Below are 24,416 nucleotides of genomic sequence, written 5' to 3'. Positions count from 1 at the left end.
TATCAATTACCACTAACAAACCATTCCCTTCGATACCTAAAGGGATATTTTCAAGTCTATTGTTATGATTGCTCTTATATTGCTCTTATATCCCTCTAAGGTCCCCCGGAATGAATCAAACTCGAAGTTTGGCAAAACCGCATCTAATTTAATATAGAAATCATTTAAGAATCCGTCTAAATCAGCGAACCAATACGAATTAAAATATTCAATAATTGATTTATGGAATACCACTTCTACGTTCTCTTCTAACTGCTTTAAGTCATGTGAAGTAGTTTTTTCTACAGGTTTCCATGTAATATAATCTTCTTCGTCAACTTCACCTTCATAAATTATTGAATTAAGCTCTTCAGTAACTGAAGTCTTAAATAAAAAGTCCATTCCTTCATCAGCAAGCTCTTGTCTCAATCTGAAGTATTGGCGCATTGATTTCTTAATAGACAAAGATATCACCCATTTCGGTAATTTAATTAGCTAATAGAATTACAACCTAAAAAGTCGATCTCCTTTAAGTTAAAGAATCGAGGCAACCTCTATAACTTTGAACTATATATAATACATAAAAAAACCTTGAAAAGCTTAAGCCAATCAAGGTTTTTTAACTTAAATTACAAGTATTTACTGCACCTAAAAACTCTAAATCACTTTTATTAATTGTGATTTTCTTTTTAATTCCCTCATATTTAAAGTTGTATAGGAGAATAACAACATTATACTCACTTGGCAACTGTGCGCCACACAATGAAGAAAATTTAGGAATAATATCATCATCGTAAGAGAACCCTTCTAATAATCGACTTAGCGAGTTATCAGCTTCATCATAAAAATCCGCTTCTCTAACAGCGTCGTCATATCTATCGATGCCAAAACTTCGAGCAAACATTGATGGAATAAAATCCCCATCCTCTGTATAAGAAATTTCAAGTAAATTGTCTAATTCCTCTGATGAGTTAATATTCCCTACCCAAAATGATACAAATCCTTCTTTTTGCATAAGTTACCTCCTATTGGGTTTCAATCCACCTAAGTGTTAGACATTGACATTCAGTAGTAGAGTTATTTCTATTCTTAAAATAATAAAGGGTTCACTGGGAAGCCCTACAAAAAAAGGAACCTTGAAAGGCATTTTGCCAATCAAGGATAAGTTTCAATAGTTATTACTCCATCATATCAAAAAAGTATTCATTGTCTTTATCAACTTTTTTTATAAAACTCTCTAATGAATCAGCTATTTTATTGTCAAAGAAGTGTACAGAGTTCCTTTGAGTATCATTTAAATCAAGTGTTAAATATACACCCTCGTTTACTTCATAAAAAACAATTTTGTCTGCTTCTTCATATATCCCCTCTAAGTCAGGGTCATACTCATAGATACCTTCCCTTAGTGTAATATCTGCAATAGTATCAGGATCCATTAATCTACTTATTGAATTCTCATTATTGCCTTTAAAAAAACCATAACCAACTTCTAAGTAAAACTCCCTTAGTTCAGGGGGAAATTTAAATCCGAGTCTTTCCTCTGCTTTAATAAGGTCTTTTTCTTTTAATGGAAAAAACTTATGATTACTATTTTTAATATAATCAAATTTAGCCACCATCAATTACCTCCTTGGAAACAATTTATTTGATGGAGATCCTTTACCATGAATGCCTGCCTGATGTTCATCAGGAAATTTGGCAGGATGTATATTCCACCATTCATGTGGACCACCAAAATTATTTTCTATAATATGATGCGCATCATAAGGTTGCCCGATATCTCTTACGACTCTACCGTTCTTATCATAAACTTCTTCAGTATAACGAGGCCATTTTTGTCCTGTTTTTCCTTCCCATTCACTTATTAGTTTGTCTTTTACACTGTTAAACTTGTTTCTATGTTTCATAGTCTCAACTGGTGTCATTTTTTCAAATTTATGATTCCTTAAAGCTTCCTTTAATTGTTCCGTTTGTGCTTTATGAATCTTTAATCCTGTTATTGTCTCGACATTTCTAATATAATCTTTAGCTAAATCGTAATCAATTTTACCCGCACGCTTACCATTAATTTCAGACTCCACTCTCGCCATTGAAATTAACTGATCTCTCAACCCCACACCATTAACCACATTATAAGGTACTCCCCCTGCCAACGACAGTTGGTTTTTAGGGTTGTATGGCAATAGGTTAGGGATAGAGACTAGTTCTTTTGCCTTCGTAGCACCTTTTACTGCAGCGGCTTTGGTTGTCGCTACCCCAGTCTTCGTTACGGCTCCTGCTCCTTTTGTTCCTACTACTGATGTGACGACTGTTCCGAGGGCATAGGATACCCAGTGAGCCCGCGAATAGGCATCGCCATTTACCATATCTCTTTCATATGAGTCGGAGATGGATTTGGATATATATTTATAGGTTTTTATCGGGTGCATGATTGAATTTGCTACACCTTCAACCGTTTCCCCAGGATTTGTGACAAAGTCCCAAACCCCTGTCACAAAGTCTTTCCCTACATCATAAAAGCCTACGCCGATTCCTTTTGCAATGTCTGCTGTTTGCTTGGACGCTTCTAGCTGCATAACATATTGCTGCTGGGTAGGCCCTAAGTTTTCATACCCGATCTGCTTGGCGATTTTGAGGAACTCATCTGGATCTGTTACATGATCGAGTTGTGCCTTTAATTCTTTGATCCGGCGATTCTCCGCTTCCTCTTTCTTAACCTTCAGATATTGCGCGGTCTCTTTTTTCCTAACTTCCAGGTTTTTATAGGCTTCACTATTTTTATAAGCTGTTGCATTAAAATAGAGCGGGGATACTACTCCTCCTCTTGTACTGGATACTTTCAATTGCTCCATGAGTGCCGTCACTGCCGCTTGGTCCGCTTCGGATTTAGCATATTCAGCCGTCCACTTATGATCGATTTCGTTTACTTTATCTATCGTTTGGGTCCGTTTCTTGTCAGCCTTCTCCATATTCTCAAAGAACGCATCGTCGGAAAAGGGCTCTAACTGAATGATATCATCAATTCCAGCAAATATTTTTTTCAGATCATTTTTCTGGGCTGAGACCATTTCCTTGGAATTTCGAGTGGCATTTGTCAGCTCTTCCTCTAAAAAAGGGACCGTAACCACGGTTTCACTAAGGTTCGCTTCGATTGTATCTCCTTGAATTCCACTTAAAAAGGCAACATGCCGATTGATCAGACGCAGCCAAGAATCCACGACATCGATCTGTGCTTTGTAAAACCCTTTGATTGCCACTGCGCCTTGCCCCTGCAGCTCATCATCCAAATTAACGATACTCTCAAATCCTTTTGTTAATTCCGTTAGCTGTTCTTTTAGGTCCTTATATTGTCCGACACGTGTTTGCATTGCCTGAACTAGTGTTTGAGATTCGTAAATCATAGACATTATTGAAAGTCCTTTCAACTTCTTTTCTTATAAAACCTTAGAGATTACCAGATTTCTTTTTTATGTAATATTTTTATTCACTGTAAAATTATGGACTAAATATATTTTAGAAGAGTTTCTACTTTTATTCAAGAATTGAAGGGACTTTTTACTAAACGGATTAATAATGAAGGAAATAGTTTTCATTACAAAGAGGATAGGCTAATAGATTTGTATGTTTTCTTTGGAATATTGAACAAAGATGGGCTGTCCAGGAGCCACAAAATTGGCAAGCTGGACAGTATTTTTAATAGTAGCTAGACGATGGGTGATCACAAAGTTAAACTGATACGTAAATAAGGGCTATTCCTGTTGAAGGAATAGCCCTTTCTTTGTATCAAAATTAAAATGCCGGTATGGCAGTTTCACTATAATTCTCTTCTAAAAATTTACGTACCTCTGGGCTTGTCATAGCCTTGGCCAACTTTTGGACTGGCTCAGAATCCACGTTATCCTTGCGTGCTACTAATGTAATCGCAAAGTCATTTTCAACACCTTCTGTGAGAAGAGCGTCATTTTTTGGTGTCAAACCAAGCGGTGCAGCGTAGGCAGGTGTTATCACTATCGCATCTGCTTCATCATACGTTCTCGCTAGCATTAATAAATCCACTTCTTTAAACTTATAGTTTTTAGGGTTCTCAGTAATATCAGACATTGTATAGTATGGACCCTTTTTTTCTTTTAAAGTAATAACTTTATGTTGTGCTAGCAATGCCAATGAACGATCAATATTCGACACATCATTTGCAATGGCAATAACGGCACCCTCTGGCAATTGATCGATTGAATCGTATTCTTTGGAATACACACCATAATTGGCAAAATAAATTGGTTTCACTGGTACAAGCTCGGCATTTTTGTTTCGATTGAATTCCTCCATATATGGAACGTGTTGGAAGAAGTTCACATCCACTTCTCCTGCCGCTAGTGCGGTGTTAGGCTGCACATTATCACCTAATACAACCATTTCCAGGTTAATACCCTCCTCTGCTAGCTTTGGTTTAACAAGCTCAAGAATTTCCGTCATTGGGGGAATGAGTGAGGCCACTTTCAATGTTACCTCTTCCTTCTCCTGATTCTGCGCATTTTCTTTCTCTTTTACTTCATTCGCCTTTCCACATCCTACTAAAAGCAACATAATTGCTGTCATGAGAAAGAGTATTTTTTTCATGATGTTTCCCTCCATTATTTATCTTTTATCAATCATTCTGGCTACAGCTGTTCCAATAAATTGGATAAGCTGTACTAGAATAATCATAATGATAATCATATAAATCATTAGCTCTGTTTTAAACTGCTGATAGCCATACCTGATGGCAAAATCGCCGATACCACCGCCTCCGACCACACCCATGATCGTTGAATATGAAATAAAGCTGATAATCGATGTTGTTAGTCCGAGGACAAGCCCTGAACGAGCCTCCACGTAAAGAAATTTGAATATGACATCCTTTACAGAAGCCCCCATGGAAATGGCTGCCTCGATCACACCCTTTGGCACGTCCAATAAAGATTGCTCGACCAATCGCGAATAATGGGCAATGGCAATGATCGCTAATGGAACGCAAGCAGATGCTGTACCAATGGCTGTGCCGATTATGAGTCTTGTAAACGGGATTAAAAAAACAACCAATAACAAAAATGGGAATGAACGGATAATATTGACAAGTAAATTTAAAATCGAGAAAGCCCACGGATTTTCAAGCAAATGACCCTTCCTACAAAGAAATAGCAAGGTCCCGACAGGCAATCCAATCAAAATCGCAGCTAAAATGGACACACCAACCATGGTAATGGTTTCTCCAATTGACTGCCAAATTTCTGCCTCATATTGAACTAAAATCTCAGGCATGACCTAGCCCACCATTCTCTGCTAATTGTTCGATAAAGTATTCTGGACGATTATCCCTTTTTTGAATCCCGGTTGGTTCGATTAAGACAGTGCCATAAATCTCTCCATCTGCCATGATCGTAACACGATTGCATATACTTTTAATGACATCCAGCTCATGACTAACAATGACAATCGTCACACCGAAGCGTTTGTTTATGTTCTCTAGCACGTCTAATATTTCAGCCGTTGTATTTGGATCAAGGGAAGAGGTCGGTTCATCACATAATAACACTTGCGGGTTATTTGCCAATGCCCTTGCAATGGCAACACGTTGCTTTTGTCCCCCACTTAATTGTGCAGGATATCTCTCCATCTCCTTCTCCAATCCGACAAATTGAAGACACTCTACAACACGGCTCCGACGTTCTTTCTTTGGATAATTTGCCAGCTCTAAAGAGGCTGCCACATTGTCATAAACCGTTTTATTTGCCACAAGATTAAAATGCTGAAAGATCATGCCAATCGACTTCCGTGCCCCTCGAAGTGCTTTATTGTTCAATGTTGTCAATCTTTGGCCGTTTACCTCCACTTCACCCGCATCTGGGGTCTCCAACAAATTCATTAGCCGCAGCAACGTTGATTTCCCTGCTCCACTTGCTCCGATTATTCCATGAATTTCACCTTTAGGTATTGTTAAAGTAACAGACTTAATTGCCTGAAACTGTGAAAATTTTTTACTCACTTGATGCAGGTTAATCATAAAATCCCACTTTCTATTTGTTGAAAGATAAGCATATCGATCCTCATTATAGTTTCATCAAAGAAACACAACTGAGAACCATTTTATCAACTAATGAGGACCTAATGCAAAGACACAAATTAACATTTAAGCTCCCTCTTACTATTGGCTTTTTATATACCATTCTTAGATATGCGTGATTATTTCATAATCATCATCCTTTATGATTGGCTTTTTTGAGTTTTCACTCTATTAATCGGATTATTCCTTTCAAAATAATAGAGAGTATATTATAATTATAAATGATAATGGTTATCATTATCATTTATTTTTTTCTAATCTTCAAAATACGAATGTTCTAAAGGACGTGGAGGAAAATACATGATTCAATACCTTGATGAGAAAATTGCCAACTATGAGGTATGTGTCATCTTACCCTCAGGTTACGATCAAACCAAGAAATACCGAACGATCTATATGCATGATGGTGGAGAAACTGCCAAGCAAGCTGCAAACTATATCGATCATTTAATTCTTTCAGGTCAAATTGAACCACTTATCGTTATTGGAATTGAACCAATTGATCGCAAAAATGACTATACGCCGTGGGAAGCACCATCACTTGCACCACATGCTTCTAGCTTTGAAGGACAAGCGCAGGTTTATTTACATACTGTAGTAACCGAAATAAAGCCCTATTTAGATGCCCATTATGCTACGAATCCTGAACCTTCACATACAGCTATTTCTGGCTGCTCACTTGGAGGACTTGTTTCGATTTTCGCCTCCTATTATTATCCAGAGATATTCCATCAATATATCTCTTTATCTGCTTCCTTTTGGTACGAGGATGTTCTTCGCTATCTTCAAAGGGAAAAGATTGAACGGCAAGGAAATATCTATATCAAACCAACTGTGAATCGTAAAGATCATCAGCTCTATTTATATGTTGGGGAATTAGAGGGAATTTATAAAGAAACGATACAACAGCATATGGTTGACTACACGAAGAAGGCCCATCTTGAATTTATCAAGGAAGGCTATTTGGAATCTAATCTATTATTTGCGTCAGATCCAGAAGGAACTCATGATGACCTGTTCTTTTCTACCTACTTCATTCAATCACTTCGTTGGTTATTTGGCATCGAAACTAAAAACGAAACAATGGATCGTTAATTAGTCTTAATGCATCACAATAGCCCCCAAGAATGGTGATTTTCCACAAGTCTTGGGGCTTCGCGGCACGCAATTTATTATTGTTAATCAATTCTCAAGATAAGAAATAAACCACCTTAATTATTCGCCTTTTTCCCCAAGAGCTACCGCCAAAGTAAGGAATATATAAGGATAAGTTAACAAAGCAAGTTCTAAAAACCCAAAACCTCCAAAAACTAACATTTCCGGAGTGTGTCCGTCTAAATAATATCCTTTTCCGGTCATATACAATCCAACAAGGAGATATGTTGTTATAGATATTCCTATTAAAAATATCCTATGATATTAAACTTAATTTTTGTAAAACTATATACTAAAATACCAAAATATAATAATCCAAGCAGTATCAATAAAATAGGTATGTATAATGGCTCATAAAAAAAATCACTCATACTTTCAATTAGCATCTTATACCCCCTTCTAAAAATAAATTATTCTGGATTACAAGCATTAATATAAGTACCAGCCTATGTTTTACTTGGTCGCCACGCTTCCAAGTTCCAAGAACTTTTATAAAGTGGAAGGTTTGTATTCCGATGTTGCCGTCCCAGTATTAACCCTGTAACCCTATTAAGATTACTCTTATTTACAATTATGACTTTCCAAACACTGCCAATTAAAATGGCGGGTGTCGTCTTTTTGATAACTTTATCGGTCCAATATACCAGGTAATGTCTGAGAAATATTTGTCAGTTGGTCGACAACATCAAACACTGCTTTCGTCATAAATATTTGAACCACTATTAAAATGCTCAGTAATATTAAAAGAATTATTTTAAAAGTTGTATTCATGATAACTTATTACCCCTCTTTAGTGGGCCCATCCAGCAGCAGGGTTAAAAGTTTTCCCACTAATCTTTCTACTTAAATCCGTTACTCCATCATGTAACTGTCATCCAGCATAGTATAGTAACGATAGCACATTTCAATAAATATCAATATATTAATACTGTTAATGATTCTTCAAATTTATTTGTTTTTATCTACGCGCTTTTCTACTACGACCCAAGAAAAATAAATCAGTAGAGTGGTTATCAAAATTATGAAGCCAGCTTGTGTGATATAAGAAAAATCCCATTCTTTAATTTCTTTCTCATCAAGTCCATTATAATTTTGAATTACATAGTTCGAAGTCTCATAATCCATAAAAAAGTAACAAATAATTACTCCAATTAAAACTCCACCTAATATTGATAATAAAAACTTTTTCAATATGGTGTCCCCCTAACGCTTAGTAAAATGAGTGAGAAAAAACTTAATTCAGATAATCCCAAAGTCTCTACCTTCATCTCTAAAATTCAGATTACAAGTGCTTCTCTATAATTGTTCAAACTCTACTTCATACATGGTTCTCTTAAAAGGTATAAATACCTTCAAGTTCCTCGAGTAACTCTATAGGCAAATCATCCACTGTTTTTTCATTTTCTTCTCTCCATTTTTAATTTTATTCCTATAATTGCATAATAACCATAAATCCAGATTGATAGATTTCAAAATTGAATTCAGGATTTTCACATATGGAAAACTCCCCTTTCTTTCCTATAGGCTATGTTAAATCTTAATGTTGTTTTACCCCAAAAGAAAACCGCCCTTTGAATAGGCGGTTAATTAAACTATCGTTTCCCGTTAGTGGCAATGAATCCCCGAAGCATTGTTTCCTAATCTTTCTCTATTGTAACAAGTGAATAAACTGCTCCACCACCACCTGCACCTGACATAGCACTCTGAGAGACAACCTTCCATCCCTCTTGCAAAAGTTGATTTAAATCACTTAAGTTATTCTTCTTATCGGTAATATAATAAACTACGATTGCCTTTTGCATAATACATCTCCCTCCAGAACTCAATATATCCTATATAAAATTTCATAATTTTACCGAAGCCGTTCGTCGAAGCTTGCTGTTTAACATCTATCCTTTTGTAAGACATATGACCTCATTTACAACAACAACCGACTATTTCGTTAACTGGATATACACCGTGACGTTATTTCGACGACACCACCAAAAACCGGACAATTTGATCCGAGAAGTTAAACCAGTAATGGGCTTTTCTAGCATCGAACATGAACGACTGCTGTTCATGGAGTTCCATTCTTTCTCCCTCTATTTCCACTGTTAACTTCCCTTCGATAATGAATAAAAATTCATGTCCACTATGAGAAAAGGCGCTTCCTTTATTTTCACCTGGCTTTAAAGTGACAAGAATAGGCGAAAAAACAGCATCACGAATGCCGCTGGATAAATTCTGATAGTGAAATTGTTCATGATTATAATCTGAATTTTCTTGGGAGCGGTCCTCAGAAAAAAAGAAACTTGGGTTGACATCCAATGTATCAGCGATTTTTTTTAATGACTCTAATGTGACGCTTGATTTACCCCGTTCTACTTGTGATAAAAAGCTGATCGAAACGCCTGTTTGTTCAGCAAGGCTCTTTAATGTTAGTTTTCGCTCTTTCCTCAATGATTTCATTTTTTCCCCGATTGAATCAAAAGGCATAGAGATGCCCCCTTTTTTACATAGTATCTAGCTACATTATACAGTACAAATTTTGATGAATGTTCCGTCATTAATAAAAATAATTGACAGAAAATTTTAAATTATTTACAATAAAGGAAATAATAAATTGAAGTGACACTTCAATTTTAACGGGGTGACTCAAGATGGAGAAGAAACAAATGCGGCGAATTTTAATCGCGAGTTTAGTCGGAAGTTCGATTGAGTGGTTTGACTATTTTTTATATGGGACCGTTTCAGCTCTCGTGTTTAACCAGCTATTCTTCGTGAATGAGGATCCGACAATAGGGCTGTTGCTTTCCTATGCATCCTTTGCGTTAGCATTCTTCATCCGCCCTTTTGGCGGAGTGATCTTTAGCCATATTGGCGATCGTATCGGGAGAAAGAAAACACTTGTTTTAACACTTAGTTTAATGGGTGTCGCAACATTTGGGATGGGGCTTCTTCCTACGTATCAAGCAGTTGGGATTTGGGCGCCGATTTTATTAATCACGTTGCGCTTAGTTCAAGGTCTGGGAATTGGCGGTGAATGGGGAGGCGCGCTTTTATTGGCCGTTGAATATGCTCCCGCTGAAAAACGGGGCTTGTTCGGAGCTATTCCCCAGATGGGTGTTACGATAGGAATGCCGCTTGGAACCATTGCCTTATCTATTATGACACAGCTTCCTGAAAGCGCATTCATGACTTGGGGATGGCGTTTACCATTCATTTTTAGTGCTTTGCTTGTATTTTTTGGCCTATGGATTCGTAAAGGAATTGATGAAACACCGTCTTTCAAAAAAGTAAAGGAATCCGGAGAGGTTCCAAAGCTGCCGATTGTAGAAACTCTTAAGAATTATTGGCGTGAAGTGCTTATCGCCGTGGGAGCCAAAGTGGTAGAAACAGCGCCATTTTATATTTTTAGCACATTTGTCGTATCATATGCTACTTCAAATCTCGGTTTCTCACGGACAGCTACATTAACTGCAGTCATGATTGCAACAATTATAACGACGATTTTAATACCATTCATGGGGAAGTTATCTGATACAATAGGCCGCAAAAAGCTGTTTATAGTTGGAACGATTGGGATGGCACTGTTTGCATTCCCATACTTCTGGTTGCTGGAGCAAAAATCGGTACTGCTATTAATCGTTGCAACAGTGATGGGTTTAGGGGTTATTTGGGCTCCCATCACAGCTGTTCTTGGAACGATGTTCTCGGAAATTTTCGATGCAAGGATTCGTTATACCGGCATCACGCTTGGATATCAAATCGGGGCAGCTCTGGCAGGAGGAACAGCGCCGCTAGTTGCAACTGCTTTACTTAATAGGTTTAATAACTCCTATGTTCCTGTCGCCATCTATATTATTTTTGCATCTGTCCTGTCACTAGCAGCGATTTGGGCAGTTAAGGATCGCAGCAATCAGAAATTAGACGAAACACATAATACTAGTGCCATGTAATCTATGGATCTTTTACTTCAAGGAGGACAATTGAATGTTGGTTATAAATGAAAAGGAAATTCAACAATCATATGGAATGAAAGACGCAATAGCGGATGTAAAGGCCGTATTACGTGCACATGGTGCTAGAAAAATAGACAACCCTCATCGCACAGTTCTTGCTTTCCCTCAACACGAGGCATCGGCACTTTACATGCCAAGCGCTGATTTATCTGAGGAGGTTTCGGCGGTGAAAGTCGTTACCATTTTTCCAAAGAATCCTTCAAGGGGGATGGCAACAACACAAGGAGTCATCTTGCTGTCAGATGCAGAAAATGGCGAACATTTAGCATTGTTGAATGCCTCATATTTAACACGTCTCAGAACGGGGGCATTAAGCGGCATTGCCACAGACTTTCTTGCTCGTAAAGACGCCCGGATTCTCACGATTATTGGAACAGGAGCTATGGGATTTGAACAAGCAATTGGTGTGTTAGCCGTAAGGGACATTGAGCGTATTTTATTAGTAAATCGCACACGAGATAAAGCGGAGAAATTCGGTGAAAAGCTGCGGGCATTCGGAGTAACCGTTCCTTTTGAAGTTTTCGAAGATGTTTCAGCAGCAGTTCGTCAAGCAGATATTATTTGCTGTGCAACCCGCTCGAACGAGCCTGTATTTAATGGGCAGGATGTAAAGCCGGGCACACACATTAACGGAGTCGGATCTTATTTGCCGGATATGAAAGAAGTGGATAATACCACGGTTTCACGCGCTGCTAAAATTATCGTCGACGATTTGGCGGGCGTGAAGGATGAAGCAGGAGAACTCATTTCTGCAGCCAATCAGGGAAATTGGTCGTTTAATGATATTCACGGCGAGCTCTATGAACTTGTAACGCTGACCAAAACAGGCCGGGAAAATGAAGAGGAAATTACCTTCTTTAAATCAGTCGGTGCTGCTTACTTTGACCTCGCTGTCGCAAAAGGTGTTTACCGCCAATCGAAAGAACGGAACATCGGGATGGAGATTGAGGTATAACAGAAGCCAATACATTTTGCTATCTCTGAATGTAATAACAACCCGATTTTCAAAAAACAGGAGACGTACAACATGAGACCTAACGCGTTTTTTAAAGAACACAATATATTGTTGCTAAACTTTTTATAAAAAAACAACTGTCGACTTTGTCGACAGCCTGAAGAGCCTATAAACGGCTCTTTTTTCTTTAAATTTTTATTGCTTAGCATCAAATTCAGATTCTGAACGGTCTCTATCTGTAGGTATTTCATTTTCATATGCATTTTCATACTCAGAAACTACCTCTGTGGCTTCCTCGTTCAAAGAAGCTATACCTTTTTCCATTTTTTCGCTAGTCACATCTTGCTTAATACCTTCAACGTATTCATTCGAATTTGGACCTGATACTAATAAAGATCCATCATCTTGTGCATACGCTAAAAACACATATGATTTTCCTTCTTCCGGTAATGTATCATCTTCATACAAAACAACAGAAGAACCGTCTTCATTTATCCCTCCAGCCTTTTGAATAGGTATGGAAGTATCTGTAACTAAATCACCCTTTATATTTTGTAGGACAGTAACTTTGTAATATGTATACGGTGTTGAAACCTCTTTAGTACCGTCACTAGTTTCAATTGTTACAGGATCTTTGTATACAGTTTCAACATCTTCATCAACTCGGCCTATAAAAACGTAATCTGCATCACCTACAGTTTCATTTGGATCATCCACATCTACTGCAAAAGTACCATCCATTTGAATTACCTTTAAATTTTTTTTATCCTCCGAACTTACATTACTTATATCTTTCTTGGAATTAGAACAAGCTGAAACTATCAAAGAAAGACTAAATATAAATAATAGTGAAGCAAGTAACTGAACTATTTTCTTACCCATTGTTTTCATTCCTCCTCTTCCTGTTAGTATTTCTTATAAGCAGCGGTATAAGATGCTTTATCATTTGCACTTAATGATGTCTTTGTAGAAACATATTTATACATGACATCACTTGATGTATTATGTGCCAACCCTAATGCATGCCCTAATTCATGTGTTGCCACATTATGTTTTTTTGTAGCACTTAAAGTATCCATTACATATTTATTAAACTTTATAGAACCTTCAGATGAAGTTACTCCTGCAACACTGGATTTTTCACTATAATCAGAAATAGCAACATCTTGTATTACCTTTGCCGAATCTTTTCTAATTACTCCACTTTTATAGCCATTCCATGTTTTAACTCCTGCATTAAATTGAGTTTGATATTTTGTACTACCCTCCCAATCCATGTGTTTCCCAGAGTCTACAAGATTCCAAGATAATGTTTTTGCTGTGGCTGCTGAAGCACTCATTGGTATCGTAAACATAAAAACTAAAGATGCTGCTGTTACTATTATTCCCATTTTCTTCTTCAATGAATAGTCCTCCAAAGGTTATATATTTTAATAGTATTGATTATTAGGTAAATTAAATGAACATTACCGTTTTTATGCAAAAATAAGGTTATACTTCCATACTTCTTTTTACATCTTCACTTATAATTTGTCCCTGCAAATACAGCATTCAAATTAACTCAATAAAACACATAAACTACCTACAATCATCAACTTTTTTTCATTTTCTTCTCCCCCATTTTTAATTTTCATCTCTATAATGGGTATAATAGCCAAAATTTCAGATTAAAAGATTCCAAAATTGAAATCAGGATTATCACATATGGAATCGTTTCTCCTTCGTTTCTGTGATTCACCGAAAAAGGGTATAACAATTAAGAATTTTTATGATTACTCAAATAAATTAGTAAGAGGGGTAAAAAGTGGTGAACCCGTTACTCCTCTCAAGTGATACCTTTTTCCCACAAATAAAAAAACCTGACACCAGAGGTGCCAAGTGGTTGAAAGATTAATACACGACAAATCAAAAAGAATCCATCTTGAAAAAGATGGATTCTTTTTGATTTGTGTTACTGTGTCGATTGCGGAAGTTTGACTTAATTAAGTCATTACCTACTTGTTTCTGCTTCAGCTACCCTTTTGACACGTTCTAAAAATTCAACTACCACTTTATCGGTGGCAAATATTAAAAGTAATTTCAAAAACCACTTTAACGGGCGACTGGTGACTGTATATGTAAAGGAAGTTCTATTGTCATCGATTTTATTTAGTTCATAAAAAGCTGTAATTTCAAACATTTTAGCAAGTATAAAGCCCACTTTTAGCTTTTTCTCATTAGTTTCATTCAAATATTCCAATGTTTCTATATCATACTCTTCGGTTCGTTTTCCTTCTCGATATTTTTGGCGATATACACTCCCAACCACTTCTTCGGTTATTTTAACGGGCTTTTGTTCAACTACTTGAGGCATGATTTTTTGCATATTTTCTACAGAACCATCAAGAAACTTCCAAACCTGTTCAATCGGAGCGTTTATTTCTATTTCTCTTGTCCATTTTTTCAATGATAATCACCTCTACCTTCATTATATTTCCTTTATTATGTAAAACCAACTTTCCAACTGATAAATCGTTAAATAAGTTTCATTTTTCACCTAGATACAATAAATAACTCTTTTTTTGAATTTAAATGCCTTTCTGTAAAAAAATTACTTTATTAAGATTCTCTTTTTTGGTGTTATTCTTGTATAATAAACGAAACGGTTACTTTTTCAGGAGAATCCTATGAATTTTATTTATATTAATCAAAACATATTAGATAACCTATTTTATATCTTAGTAAGTATTTTGATTTATTACATTTTTTTAGATCATGGCAAAAGGTTAAGTCAGTATGGAAAGACCCTTATTACTGCATGCATGAGCATTCCTATTATATTATGTATGAAGTTTCCTATTTATATAGATGAATATTGTGTCCATGATCTCAGGCAAATCCCTTTTATTATAGGGACACTTTATGGTGGTTGGCCTGTAGGGGCTGCTCTGTTAGTCATGATATTAACTTTTAGGTTTGCTTTTTATGGTTTCAATTTACTTACGTTAATTGTATATATCATTATATTTATTATAACGGCTCTATTTTCTTCCAAATTCAAAAATTTTAATAGAAAAAATAAGCTTAATAGCTCGATACTATTAATTTTGTTTCTAGGAATACTAACCAGCTCTATTTCACTCGTTATGTCTGATTATTTTCGAATAACGGAGGCGTATGTATTTTATTTTATTATCCTCCCTCCTTTTATTATCGTTTTGGCTGTATATATCATGGAAATTTTAAAAGATGCCATTTTAATCCGAACACAAATGATAAGGCTTGAAAAAATGGAGGTAGTCAGTCAGCTTGCAGCCAGTATTTCACATGAAGTTAGAAATCCTTTAACAGTTGTGAAAGGATTTGTTCAACTGCTAAAGGCTCCTGATCTAACTCAAGATGTAAAAGAACAATATATCCAGCATGTTGTTAGAGAGCTTAATAGTGCAGAATCCATTATTAGTGAATATTTAGCATTTGCAAAACCTGCAATTGAAAAAGTGGATCCTATTTCAATTAACCGTGAAATAGGATATGTACTTGAAATGATAAAACCATTGGCTAGCATGAATTTAGTTACTATATCTGAACAGTTGGCTCCAGGTATTACCCGGGGGAATGTTCAACATTTCAAGCAATGCTTCCTGAACCTGATTAAAAATGGTATAGAGGCAATGCCAAACGGCGGGGACCTTAGTATTGTTTCCTATGTAAATAATTTCGACATCATTATCGAAATAAGTGACAATGGAGTAGGAATGAATAAAGAACAAATAAATCGTTTTGGCGAGCCTTATTACAGTTCCAAAGAAAAAGGAACAGGGTTAGGATCAATGGTAGCTGTTAAGACCATCCAAACGATGAATGGTACACTTCATATAACTAGCCTTTTGAATAAGGGAACAACGATTTCAATAACCCTTCCCGTTTATCATGAAGATTGTTCTATAAAATAAATGAAGAATCACGCCTCATAAAAAAAAGACCGCCGTTATCGGCGGACTTTCAAACTGTAGACAAACTCGATGAAAGCTCAGTTTGCCTGCAGTTTTTTATTTAAAAGTTCAGATGATTTCAGAAATCCGCTCCCTTTCCGCCGACTGTCTGCCAAGCCTCCTCGGCGCAAGCGCCTGTGGGGTCTTGGCTAGCCAGTAATTCGGCAGGAGTGTCGCAAATTTCTTCAATCCAATGAGGATTACAGTAAAAAACGATAAAAACCGGAGCACTTTATTCGACCAGCTGCACTGTCTTGGGCCATTGACTCAGTTTATCGAACTTCACCTCACTATTCGGACTCTGAACCCCTTTTATATCCAAACAGAAGTCCGCCTTCACCGGCGGACTTTTTACTGTTAAGTCATTAAAATTTATTTTTTCTGTTCAAGGCATTGATAAACCGCCATCATATCTCGTTTGTTCAATTCACGAATCCTTGCGAAAATCGGGATATCGGCAACGGCCTCGGTACGTTCACTTTCAGCCACAACATCGCTTAGTTTCCCTGTCAGCCAGGTCTGTACGTCGATGTTTTCGACGATTGCTTTACGCCCTTCATCATTGATGCCACTGGCATGACAACTCACACAAGGTATCGTTAATTTATATACACCGTCATGGAGGCCATCTTCTGAGATGACTTTCTTCCCATTACAGAATGGGCATTTATGACTTGCTTTAATTTTATTGATTTGGGTAACGATTTTTTTGTAGCCAAATGCTTCATATACATAGGTTAGCTTTTTGTATTTGCCATTAGTGAAATATTTATCAATAATGTTTTCTCTTGTTTCGTTAATATTGGCAAAGTCACAGATGGTGATCTGGTTTTTGCTGCTGATTGCTTCGATATTGCCTTTTATGCTGTCCCAGAATGGAAGGGTATTTTGTAAAACCACTTCATACCCGACGAAGCTTGCCAGTTCCAGTTCGAGCATTTTCAACGCTGCTTTTGTTTCCCGAGGAAGGAATGAGACATCATCTGTAAGTGCGATATCGCCGCCCACAATTGCTTTTAGTTTTTCGAGTTCTGGCAGCTTCCCTACAATTTTGATGACTTGATCAATCGGCTGTTGGATGATCTCGCGAATGTCTGTATCACCAAATGTTAGTTTTTTATGATGGTTCAGGACCGTTCCTTGACAGACAGGACAGGCGATCATCTCTTTTGATGCTTTCATCTGCTCTTTAATGATCGATTTTGATATGAACATATAACGCCCGATGATGATATTGAATCCTTCCCATGTTCGCGATGCCTTGCCTGCTTTATCGTAAAAGGACTTCTCCCAATACCCATATAAGAAGGTCTGCTTTTCGGCATCTGTCATCTCATTATAGCTTTTACTAATATCATGACCGAGTTCATTCTTGATCTCATCAAACAGGAATTGCAGCTTTGAATGTTGATAATATTTTAAAACTTCCATCACGTCTGGATGTAATAAGCCATCCCAGAATGGCACGTTTTTATCTTGAATGACTACATCAATGTCAAATTTTTCAATGACCCGACGCCCCGAACAGCTCGGACAATGATTTTCTGCAGAATAGAAATCAAAGCTTCTTGTATCTTTATTGGTTGGATGTGCAGCCACTAAATGGTTGATCATTCCGCCCAATTCATAAAGAAACGTATATTGACTGTACAAGTGCCGTTCAAGGTCGATGGCGATGACAGGTGCAATCGTGTCTGACTCGTACTCCCCATAAATCACACGAGCGATTGGTGATAAGCTTTTTAAAATGCCACCCTTGTAGACGTTCTCTGCCTTTTTGAAATAGTCCAGATGATTTTCCTGTAAATAATCTATGCCATTTTTTGACCGAAGTGTGGAAGAGATCTGCAATGGCTCCACTCGCTCTCCACTATCTTTGTGACGATAATGATCATCATGACTGACAACGTCAAGATGCTGGACAGGTGTTAGCTGTCTTTTTCCAAAATCAACGATAAAATCCGAGCTTTCCAGCATATAACCATTATGTTCAATCATGATGATGGAGACGGATTCATCCTCCAGGATGACCCTGACACTATCGATGAATTGGTTTAATATATTTTGCGATAACCCTTTTGAAGGCTCGTCAAAAATGAACAGCGTATGTGGGTTTCTTGTCTTCGCGAATAGCTCGGAAACTAAGTGGACACATTGAAATTCACCCGTCGATAGTGTTTGTGTTTTTCTTTCTAACGTCAAATAACCAAGACCAAGTTTGATCAATAAGCTCAAGCGTTTATGAGCGATGTCTTCCTTTGGCAATTCTTCGATGATATCTTCAATCGAACGCAGAAAAATATCATCAATTTCATCACTGTATTTGGTGAGTTTCTTTTTAATATCAAGAAACGTCGCAACGGTTGATCTACTGGTAATCGATTTGTTTCGGTCCTGCCCGACCATGACCAGCTTATCCTTTGGATACCGCTTCTGAAAATCTTTAGAGATACATTCATTGACAAGTGTAGATTTACCGCAGCCTGACTCACCCGTAAATGTAACGAGCCTATTCTTGGGAATCCGGATTTCTTCCATTTGAATATTACGGCAGTAAAGATCCTGAAATTGATAGTATTCCGTTGGCGTTGCTTCATTTCGTTCCCAGCTGATTGGTTTGGGACGCGGTGATTCCTCAACAATTTTCCCGCCATATTTCCCGCTGCCAGGTCCAAAGAACAATTGTTCATCTGTGCTATCTAACACCGTGTCTGAGTGATCAATGAGCCAAATTTGATTTTTATAACCTAATTGCTTAATCTGTTCCAAAATTTTCAAAAGTGTTTGATGATCAAGACCGACGGAGATTTCATCAATGATGATCACGGTATTTTCACTTGTTGCCATGAATTCGGCCAAATATAGCCGGGTTAATTCTCCCCCTGACACTGTCCCCATAATACGGTTCAAGCTTAAATAACCAATATTCATATTGATTATATTTTGGAGAATATGTTGTTTAGCTTCACTAATATGTAATGTTCCTGCAAGTGAAAGGATTGTTTCAATGCTTAAGTTGTTGATATCGGAAATAGTATGCGGGCGATCTAATAATTCAATGGTATATTGCTCAACGTCTTGATTGTAGCGCTTCCCCTCACACTTAGGACATTCGACATTTTTCGTCGTACCGCGTCCTTTACAGCTGGGACACCAGCCTAAGGCATTATTAAAGGAAAAAACTTCCGGAGAAAGATTGAATTTTTCAGCAAGACAAACACGAATCTCTTTAAACACACCAGTATGTGTGCCAATGGTTGAACGGGGATTGGCTGAAATGGATGATTTGCCGAGAAAAAGGACCAGCGGCATTTCTTCCATCTTGATGGCGCTGAAGTTGGTTTCCATAATATTAGGAAATAAATACTGATATTCAGACTTGGGCAATAAGGAAACGAGACGCTTCTTGGATTCTTCCCCAATGGTTTGACAAAAAGTCGTTTTCCCGGAACCGGATAAACCAGCAATTCCTAATGATTGATCGTCTGGCAGTGCTGCATCTAAATGGTTTATATTGTTCGCTATTAATCGATTTATTTTCATTTGTAACTCCTCTCCATTTTATTAAGCTCAGTCTTTCATATTAGCACAGCGACAAATGTATTTGGTATTTTTTTAACGGTAGCTCCATCCTTCTATTCTTTCACATTCCACTGCTCCAAAAACGTATGATTCATCGACAAAAATCGTGGACTTAGGATAGGGGTTTTTCCATAATCAAAAAGATGATTAGAGCCTTCTTATAGATTATAAAAGCCCCTCTCGATTAAGAGAAGGGCATTCTTTATGAAGTATGACCATATTTTTGCCCAATACACCTATTTTGTATTGGACTTTTTTGCCTTGTTTTCAAGCTCGCTTTTGGGCTCAGTGGAGAATTCGACATCTTTTCCATGTCCCTGCGGGTTAACACTTGGTGCGATTCGGCCTCTTCCTGCTGTCTTTTTACTCATTTGCTTCACCTCCAAGTATATTATGTCCGAACTGTTGTAAATTAAAATGGAGGTCGTTTATTTCTGTGAACGTCTGCCTACAATCAATAAAAAACCTGCATAGAACTAAAGTCTACACAGGTTTCAATAAGCTGTTTTCCATATTTGGGGCCCTTTTTGTCAATCTAGGGTCAGAAGTAAACTCTCCGTTGCATCGTTGAGCAAGAAAGGACTGGGTTCGCCAACCGTATAAATCTGCAAGTTATGCATAGCCCTGGTACATGCAGTGTAAAACAATCTTCGTAAGCTTTCATCACCATATGCTTGCGCAGATGCATCATAAATGATGACAGCATCAAATTCGATGCCTTTAGCCAAATAAGCCGGAATAATAACAACCCCCTGTTCATATTCATTTGTGCCTTTCTGTACGAGTTTAATTTCACCGATGATACTAAGAGCATCGTATGCAGCGGCACTTTCCGCAGCAGATTTACATATTATTGCAATTGTATTATACTCACGGCTTTGAAATTCTTTGACTTTAGACACGATTTTGTCGTGTAATTCATCACGGCTAGGCACTTGAGTCAGTACAGGCTTCTCGCCTTCACGATCGAATGCCTTAATTCGATGGCCTTCAGGAATTAGTTCACGTGTAAATTCGATAATCTGCTTTGTGGATCTGTAGCTTTGAGCCAATGTTATACTCTCGGTTTCACTTATTCCGTATAAACTGGTAAGCATCTGGAAATCTACCCGTTCGCTGGCATGAGCGAATATTGCCTGGTTAAAGTCACCGAGCACGGTCACCCTTGCAGAAGGAAACAACCGCTTCAAAAACTCGAATTGAAATGGAGAATAATCTTGTGCTTCGTCTACAAGCACGAATTTTATAGAAGTATTCGTCTGAAATCCTATAATTAGCTCCTTCAGCAGCAAATATGGAGTCGCGTCTTCGTAATGCAGTTTACCTTCGTCCAGCATTTTTTGCGTTGATAAGCAAATTTCCCTTTCGACAGGTGTTTTACCCTCGTTCCACAGATCGATCCGTGTTTGATCGTCAAAAAGTTGCTTGTATATTCCCTTAATGTCGATAAAATGAAGTGCTTTTATCCGTTTGCGTAACGTCTTCAATTTCTTACGAACAATCATACGCGCGAGCATTTTATTCTCTTTCTCATAATCGTCAAAGGAATCTTCAGTAAGGCCGCGTTTTTTCTCTAAGTAGGTGTATACCTTTTGATAGTCTTCCTTACTAAGATACTCGATTTCCTCCTGGACCCAAGGTTGTTTCAACTCGAATTTTTCCCTTTCATCAAGTAAGTCACATAACCACTCTTTCAACTTTTCAACCCTATTGTGAAATCTTAATGTAGTGTCTGTGTTATAAAATCTTTCTGAGATTTGCTTGGCGGAGACGAGCGTTTCCCCTCGAAACCTTAACCCTTTAAAGATCATTCCAGATAATTCTAGTGATTGACTGTATGCTTTGATTATCTCAAAGAAGCGAATTGAAGCCTTAAATCGGATACTCGCTGTCCTGGTGCTATAGGAAGGATCATCCGCTGCAGTTAACAAAAATTCTAATTGCTCATAAGGGTCCTCAACTTGAAATGAGTCAGCCAGACGATGGTCCAAATATTCCTGGAATGTTACCTGCTGCATATTCTCTTCGCCAAGTTCGGGTAGTACATTGGATACGTAGTTATTAAACATTGAGTTTGGAGAGAATAGAATGATTTGATTGGCCTTTAGCCTATCACGATACTTGTAGAGCAAGTAAGCGATCCGTTGGAGGGCAGCTGATGTCTTACCACTGCCAGCGGCTCCTTGAACAATGAGCAGACGTCCGCGATCGTTCCGGATGATCCTATTTTGCTCCCGTTGAATGGTGGACACAATACTGTGCATATGCTTATCCGTCCCCTTACCAAGCACCTGCTGCAGTATCTCATCTCCAATGGTGAGACTCGTATCGAACATTGATTCGATAACCCCTCCCTTGATGATATATTGCCACTTATTCTCCAACATCCCCCGAATTATGCCTCCGGGAGTTGAATATTCTACAGGGCCGGGAGGATAGTCATAATAGACACTCGAAATCGGAGCCCTCCAATCGTAGACAATGAAGTTTTCTCCTGTTGTATCAGCAAGAGTGGAGGTCCCAATATAAATATGTTCCGTAAGGGAAGACCCTTCTTCAGTTAAATCAATTCGCCCGAAATAAGGTACTTCCTGCATGCGGCGCAATGTTGACAATCTCTTGAAGGCATATCTATGTGCGCCTTCGCTTACTGACAAGTCTTGAGCCTGCTGCCTTAAGCCAATGATCGTCTCGAGGTAATCATCGAAAGTATCCATATTAACCTTGAGGTCATCCCAAAAGTGTTTACGGATATTAACAACTTCTTTTCTACGATGGGAAGTTTCACCTTCTATTTTGCTGATTTGCTTCGTAATTGTTTCCATCACCTCATCCAAACGTTCTTGCTCCTGCCGAATTTCATTGTTCATATCAGACACTCCTTTAAAAAATGAGAAATTAGGGGTTGACTAGAGGTGAGTTTTACCTTATACTTATAGTAAGGGGTAAACTGATTTTGTTTTATTGATAAATGTGTTTCTATACTAATTTATCACAATCTCTGAATTATATCAATGTATATTTCACATCAGTTGCCATAATAAATCGTCGTTTTAAACTCTAATTTAACATTTAAAGTCAGTAACCAGTTGAGCAAGTAGCTTGACTGGTTATTTTTATGACTATTTACATTTTGAAAGCCTGAATGCTTCGCTATTCCTGTTTTCATAATAGCTGCAACACTCACATCAACGGTTTATTCGTGGTATCGATGACATGTGATTCATATTGCCTTGACTTATTTTTGTTTGTTGGATAATGTTTAGAATAAAACTTTTTGTAGGAGAATTTATAATGAAAAAATATAAAACATGTCAGAGTTGTGGAATGCCGCTTTCTAAAGATGAATTAGGTGGAGGAACTGAAAAAGATGGTAGTAAAAGTACTAAATATTGTAGTCATTGTTATATGAATGGTGAATTCACTCAAAATATCACTGCGATAGAAATGCAAAAATTTGTTCAAAATCATATGATCGAAAATATGAAAATGCCTAAATTTATTGCTAAGTTTTTTTCTAGAGGAATCCCAAAGTTAGAGCGATGGAATTAATCAACTATTAGAAAGCGAATGAAATTTTTTATCTTATTCTGTAGATTTGAAGGAAAGTCATACTGTTCTTAAAAAATACGAAGAAATATAAAGACAAATCCATATCAACGGATTTGTCTTTATGTTTCTTCGATTTAAAAATATGAAAATGTTTTTGTGAATTTTCAATCTATTCCACTTGTGATTCTGGTTTATTATTTCATCATCTGTCTTGCTTCCATAAACAGCACTTGGATAAACTTTTTCATGTTATTACGGCTCTGGCTGCTTACTTTATTGCTCTTGTCTTCTAGCTCCAGCATTTTTTTGCGGACTTCCGAGAAATCAAAAAATGTGGATGAATAGGATTCGAATTTTGGATTCATATAATCCGTCAATCCTAATGAAGCGATATGGATGAGGGCCTGGTTAAGAGCGCGACGGACACGCTGCTCAGAAGCTTTCATTTCTTTCTGGATTTCGGCCTCTTTCGCTTGAAATCCCAGCTTTTCAGCAGCAATCCCAGCAAAAATTTCCTTTAAATATGGAAACGTGTAGGCGGAACCTAGTCTTTGCTTTTCATTTTGGAGGAATCCTAAAATGTTTAGTAAATCCTCGCTTCCCCCTTCGCCAATCATACCTAAATCGGAAATTAAGGAACGTCCGGCTTCCATAATATTTTTTGTATGAAAGGAGGACACTTTCGAAGACTTCGGGCGGCCCGTAAACACGTTCAACGATTTTTGAATGCCCTGGATCGATTGATCCACCAGTATTCGCTCGTTCACTTTGTTTAATATGCATGAAATTTCAACTTGGTTCAGCGGTTTTGTAATGTAGTATTCCGCCCCTAATCTGTACGCCTCTCCAATAAGTTCTTTCGATTCCACTTGCGAAATCATCACAAACTTTCCTTGAAATCCATCAGCAAGAGTCCTGATCGTTTCAATTCCGTCCCTAATTGGCATGAGCAAATCAATTAGGACAACGTCTGCTTTTTTTAAAAACAGTAAACCATTATTCACTACCGATCCGTCTTCTGCTTCTCCCACCACTTTGCCTAAATCTTCGTCTTCAATTATCTCTGTCAGCATTCCTCGAATGGCAGGATCGTCATCTATAATGAAATAATTCAT

At 37.5% G+C, this 24,416-nt stretch carries 23 protein-coding genes; 5 read left to right on the top strand and 18 right to left on the bottom strand.

The window, feature by feature from the left end; translation table 11 throughout:
- Nucleotides 1-36 precede the first annotated feature (36 nt).
- The 7 genes from BS1321_RS17930 to BS1321_RS17900 form a co-directional block, all read right to left on the bottom strand.
- On the bottom strand, nucleotides 37-444 hold the full coding sequence (locus BS1321_RS17930; protein WP_411836536.1) for a SecY-interacting protein Syd: 408 nt from the start codon (nucleotides 442-444) through the stop codon (nucleotides 37-39).
- Nucleotides 445-598: 154 nt separating this feature from the next.
- The gene (locus tag BS1321_RS17925; RefSeq protein WP_063235215.1) at nucleotides 599-994 is read right to left on the bottom strand and encodes an immunity 22 family protein; all 396 of its coding nucleotides are present in this window, start codon (nucleotides 992-994) and stop codon (nucleotides 599-601) included.
- Between the two features lie 163 nt (nucleotides 995-1,157).
- Nucleotides 1,158-1,595: an SMI1/KNR4 family protein gene (locus tag BS1321_RS17920; RefSeq protein ID WP_063235247.1), complete on the bottom strand. Its 438-nt coding sequence runs from the start codon at nucleotides 1,593-1,595 to the stop codon at nucleotides 1,158-1,160.
- Between the two features lie 6 nt (nucleotides 1,596-1,601).
- On the bottom strand, nucleotides 1,602-3,386 hold the full coding sequence (locus BS1321_RS17915; RefSeq protein WP_063235216.1) for a ribonuclease YeeF family protein: 1,785 nt from the start codon (nucleotides 3,384-3,386) through the stop codon (nucleotides 1,602-1,604).
- Nucleotides 3,387-3,768: 382 nt separating this feature from the next.
- Nucleotides 3,769-4,596 carry a MetQ/NlpA family ABC transporter substrate-binding protein gene (locus tag BS1321_RS17910; RefSeq protein ID WP_063235217.1) on the bottom strand — a complete coding sequence of 276 codons (828 nt, stop codon included), beginning with the start codon at nucleotides 4,594-4,596 and terminating at the stop codon, nucleotides 3,769-3,771.
- 18 nt (nucleotides 4,597-4,614) lie between these two features.
- The gene (locus BS1321_RS17905; RefSeq protein WP_063235218.1) at nucleotides 4,615-5,277 is read right to left on the bottom strand and encodes a methionine ABC transporter permease; all 663 of its coding nucleotides are present in this window, start codon (nucleotides 5,275-5,277) and stop codon (nucleotides 4,615-4,617) included.
- Complete coding sequence (locus tag BS1321_RS17900; RefSeq protein WP_063235219.1) at nucleotides 5,270-6,019, bottom strand: methionine ABC transporter ATP-binding protein; 750 nt, start codon at nucleotides 6,017-6,019, stop codon at nucleotides 5,270-5,272. Before BS1321_RS17900 ends, BS1321_RS17905 begins: the two co-directional genes overlap by 8 nt.
- Nucleotides 6,020-6,379: 360 nt before the next feature.
- On the opposite strand from BS1321_RS17900, the gene BS1321_RS17895 reads away from it, so the two are divergent.
- Nucleotides 6,380-7,174 (top strand): alpha/beta hydrolase, encoded by a 795-nt coding sequence (locus BS1321_RS17895; protein WP_063235220.1) that lies wholly within the window; start codon nucleotides 6,380-6,382, stop codon nucleotides 7,172-7,174.
- Nucleotides 7,175-8,182: 1,008 nt separating this feature from the next.
- On the opposite strand, the gene BS1321_RS17890 is transcribed toward BS1321_RS17895, so the two are convergent.
- The 3 genes from BS1321_RS17890 to BS1321_RS17885 all read right to left on the bottom strand — a co-directional run bounded on the left by BS1321_RS17890 (nucleotide 8,183) and on the right by BS1321_RS17885 (nucleotide 9,712).
- Nucleotides 8,183-8,425 carry a hypothetical protein gene (locus BS1321_RS17890; RefSeq protein WP_063235221.1) on the bottom strand — a complete coding sequence of 81 codons (243 nt, stop codon included), beginning with the start codon at nucleotides 8,423-8,425 and terminating at the stop codon, nucleotides 8,183-8,185.
- Nucleotides 8,426-8,871: 446 nt separating this feature from the next.
- Entirely contained in the window at nucleotides 8,872-9,036 is a 165-nt protein-coding gene (locus BS1321_RS27580) for a hypothetical protein (protein WP_155726507.1), read from the bottom strand.
- A gap of 163 nt (nucleotides 9,037-9,199) precedes the next feature.
- A complete protein-coding gene (locus BS1321_RS17885) occupies nucleotides 9,200-9,712 on the bottom strand; it encodes a helix-turn-helix domain-containing protein (RefSeq protein ID WP_063235222.1) in 513 nt (170 codons plus the stop codon).
- A 164-nt stretch (nucleotides 9,713-9,876) separates the two neighbouring features.
- On the opposite strand from BS1321_RS17885, the gene BS1321_RS17880 reads away from it, so the two are divergent.
- Nucleotides 9,877-11,175 carry an MFS transporter gene (locus BS1321_RS17880; protein ID WP_063235223.1) on the top strand — a complete coding sequence of 433 codons (1,299 nt, stop codon included), beginning with the start codon at nucleotides 9,877-9,879 and terminating at the stop codon, nucleotides 11,173-11,175.
- A gap of 34 nt (nucleotides 11,176-11,209) precedes the next feature.
- A complete protein-coding gene (locus tag BS1321_RS17875; protein WP_063235224.1) occupies nucleotides 11,210-12,193 on the top strand; it encodes an ornithine cyclodeaminase family protein in 984 nt (327 codons plus the stop codon).
- 195 nt (nucleotides 12,194-12,388) lie between these two features.
- Here BS1321_RS17875 and BS1321_RS17870 read toward each other — a convergent pair whose 3' ends face one another.
- The 3 genes from BS1321_RS17870 to BS1321_RS17860 form a co-directional block, all read right to left on the bottom strand.
- Nucleotides 12,389-13,084 carry a hypothetical protein gene (locus tag BS1321_RS17870; RefSeq protein WP_174524193.1) on the bottom strand — a complete coding sequence of 232 codons (696 nt, stop codon included), beginning with the start codon at nucleotides 13,082-13,084 and terminating at the stop codon, nucleotides 12,389-12,391.
- Nucleotides 13,085-13,098: 14 nt separating this feature from the next.
- Complete coding sequence (locus BS1321_RS17865; RefSeq protein ID WP_232522707.1) at nucleotides 13,099-13,596, bottom strand: matrixin family metalloprotease; 498 nt, start codon at nucleotides 13,594-13,596, stop codon at nucleotides 13,099-13,101.
- Between the two features lie 587 nt (nucleotides 13,597-14,183).
- The gene (locus BS1321_RS17860; protein ID WP_063235226.1) at nucleotides 14,184-14,639 is read right to left on the bottom strand and encodes an SRPBCC family protein; all 456 of its coding nucleotides are present in this window, start codon (nucleotides 14,637-14,639) and stop codon (nucleotides 14,184-14,186) included.
- A gap of 220 nt (nucleotides 14,640-14,859) precedes the next feature.
- Between BS1321_RS17860 and BS1321_RS17855 the strand changes: the two genes are divergently transcribed.
- On the top strand, nucleotides 14,860-16,128 hold the full coding sequence (locus BS1321_RS17855; RefSeq protein ID WP_063235227.1) for an ATP-binding protein: 1,269 nt from the start codon (nucleotides 14,860-14,862) through the stop codon (nucleotides 16,126-16,128).
- Nucleotides 16,129-16,236: 108 nt separating this feature from the next.
- On the opposite strand, the gene BS1321_RS27575 is transcribed toward BS1321_RS17855, so the two are convergent.
- The 4 genes from BS1321_RS27575 to helD all read right to left on the bottom strand — a co-directional run bounded on the left by BS1321_RS27575 (nucleotide 16,237) and on the right by helD (nucleotide 22,619).
- The gene (locus BS1321_RS27575) at nucleotides 16,237-16,398 is read right to left on the bottom strand and encodes a hypothetical protein (protein ID WP_157732817.1); all 162 of its coding nucleotides are present in this window, start codon (nucleotides 16,396-16,398) and stop codon (nucleotides 16,237-16,239) included.
- 141 nt (nucleotides 16,399-16,539) lie between these two features.
- Nucleotides 16,540-19,710 carry an ATP-binding cassette domain-containing protein gene (locus BS1321_RS17850; RefSeq protein WP_063235228.1) on the bottom strand — a complete coding sequence of 1,057 codons (3,171 nt, stop codon included), beginning with the start codon at nucleotides 19,708-19,710 and terminating at the stop codon, nucleotides 16,540-16,542.
- Nucleotides 19,711-19,985: 275 nt separating this feature from the next.
- Nucleotides 19,986-20,120, bottom strand: coding sequence for a small, acid-soluble spore protein L (gene sspL, locus BS1321_RS17845; protein WP_063235229.1), 135 nt, complete (start codon nucleotides 20,118-20,120; stop codon nucleotides 19,986-19,988).
- A gap of 159 nt (nucleotides 20,121-20,279) precedes the next feature.
- A complete protein-coding gene (gene helD / locus BS1321_RS17840) occupies nucleotides 20,280-22,619 on the bottom strand; it encodes an RNA polymerase recycling motor HelD (RefSeq protein ID WP_063235230.1) in 2,340 nt (779 codons plus the stop codon).
- A 424-nt stretch (nucleotides 22,620-23,043) separates the two neighbouring features.
- Here helD and BS1321_RS17835 point away from each other — a divergent pair, with 424 nt between their 5' ends.
- Nucleotides 23,044-23,301: a zinc ribbon domain-containing protein gene (locus BS1321_RS17835; RefSeq protein WP_063235231.1), complete on the top strand. Its 258-nt coding sequence runs from the start codon at nucleotides 23,044-23,046 to the stop codon at nucleotides 23,299-23,301.
- 194 nt (nucleotides 23,302-23,495) lie between these two features.
- Here the strand turns inward: BS1321_RS17835 and BS1321_RS17830 are convergent, their stop codons facing one another.
- On the bottom strand, nucleotides 23,496-24,416 hold the full coding sequence (locus BS1321_RS17830; protein WP_063235232.1) for a response regulator: 921 nt from the start codon (nucleotides 24,414-24,416) through the stop codon (nucleotides 23,496-23,498).

This window comes from Peribacillus simplex NBRC 15720 = DSM 1321, from assembly GCF_002243645.1.
Classification (GTDB): domain Bacteria; phylum Bacillota; class Bacilli; order Bacillales; family DSM-1321; genus Peribacillus; species Peribacillus simplex.
The sequence above is the reverse complement of the archived record's forward strand: the minus strand, read 5'-3'. Positions and strand labels throughout refer to the sequence as shown.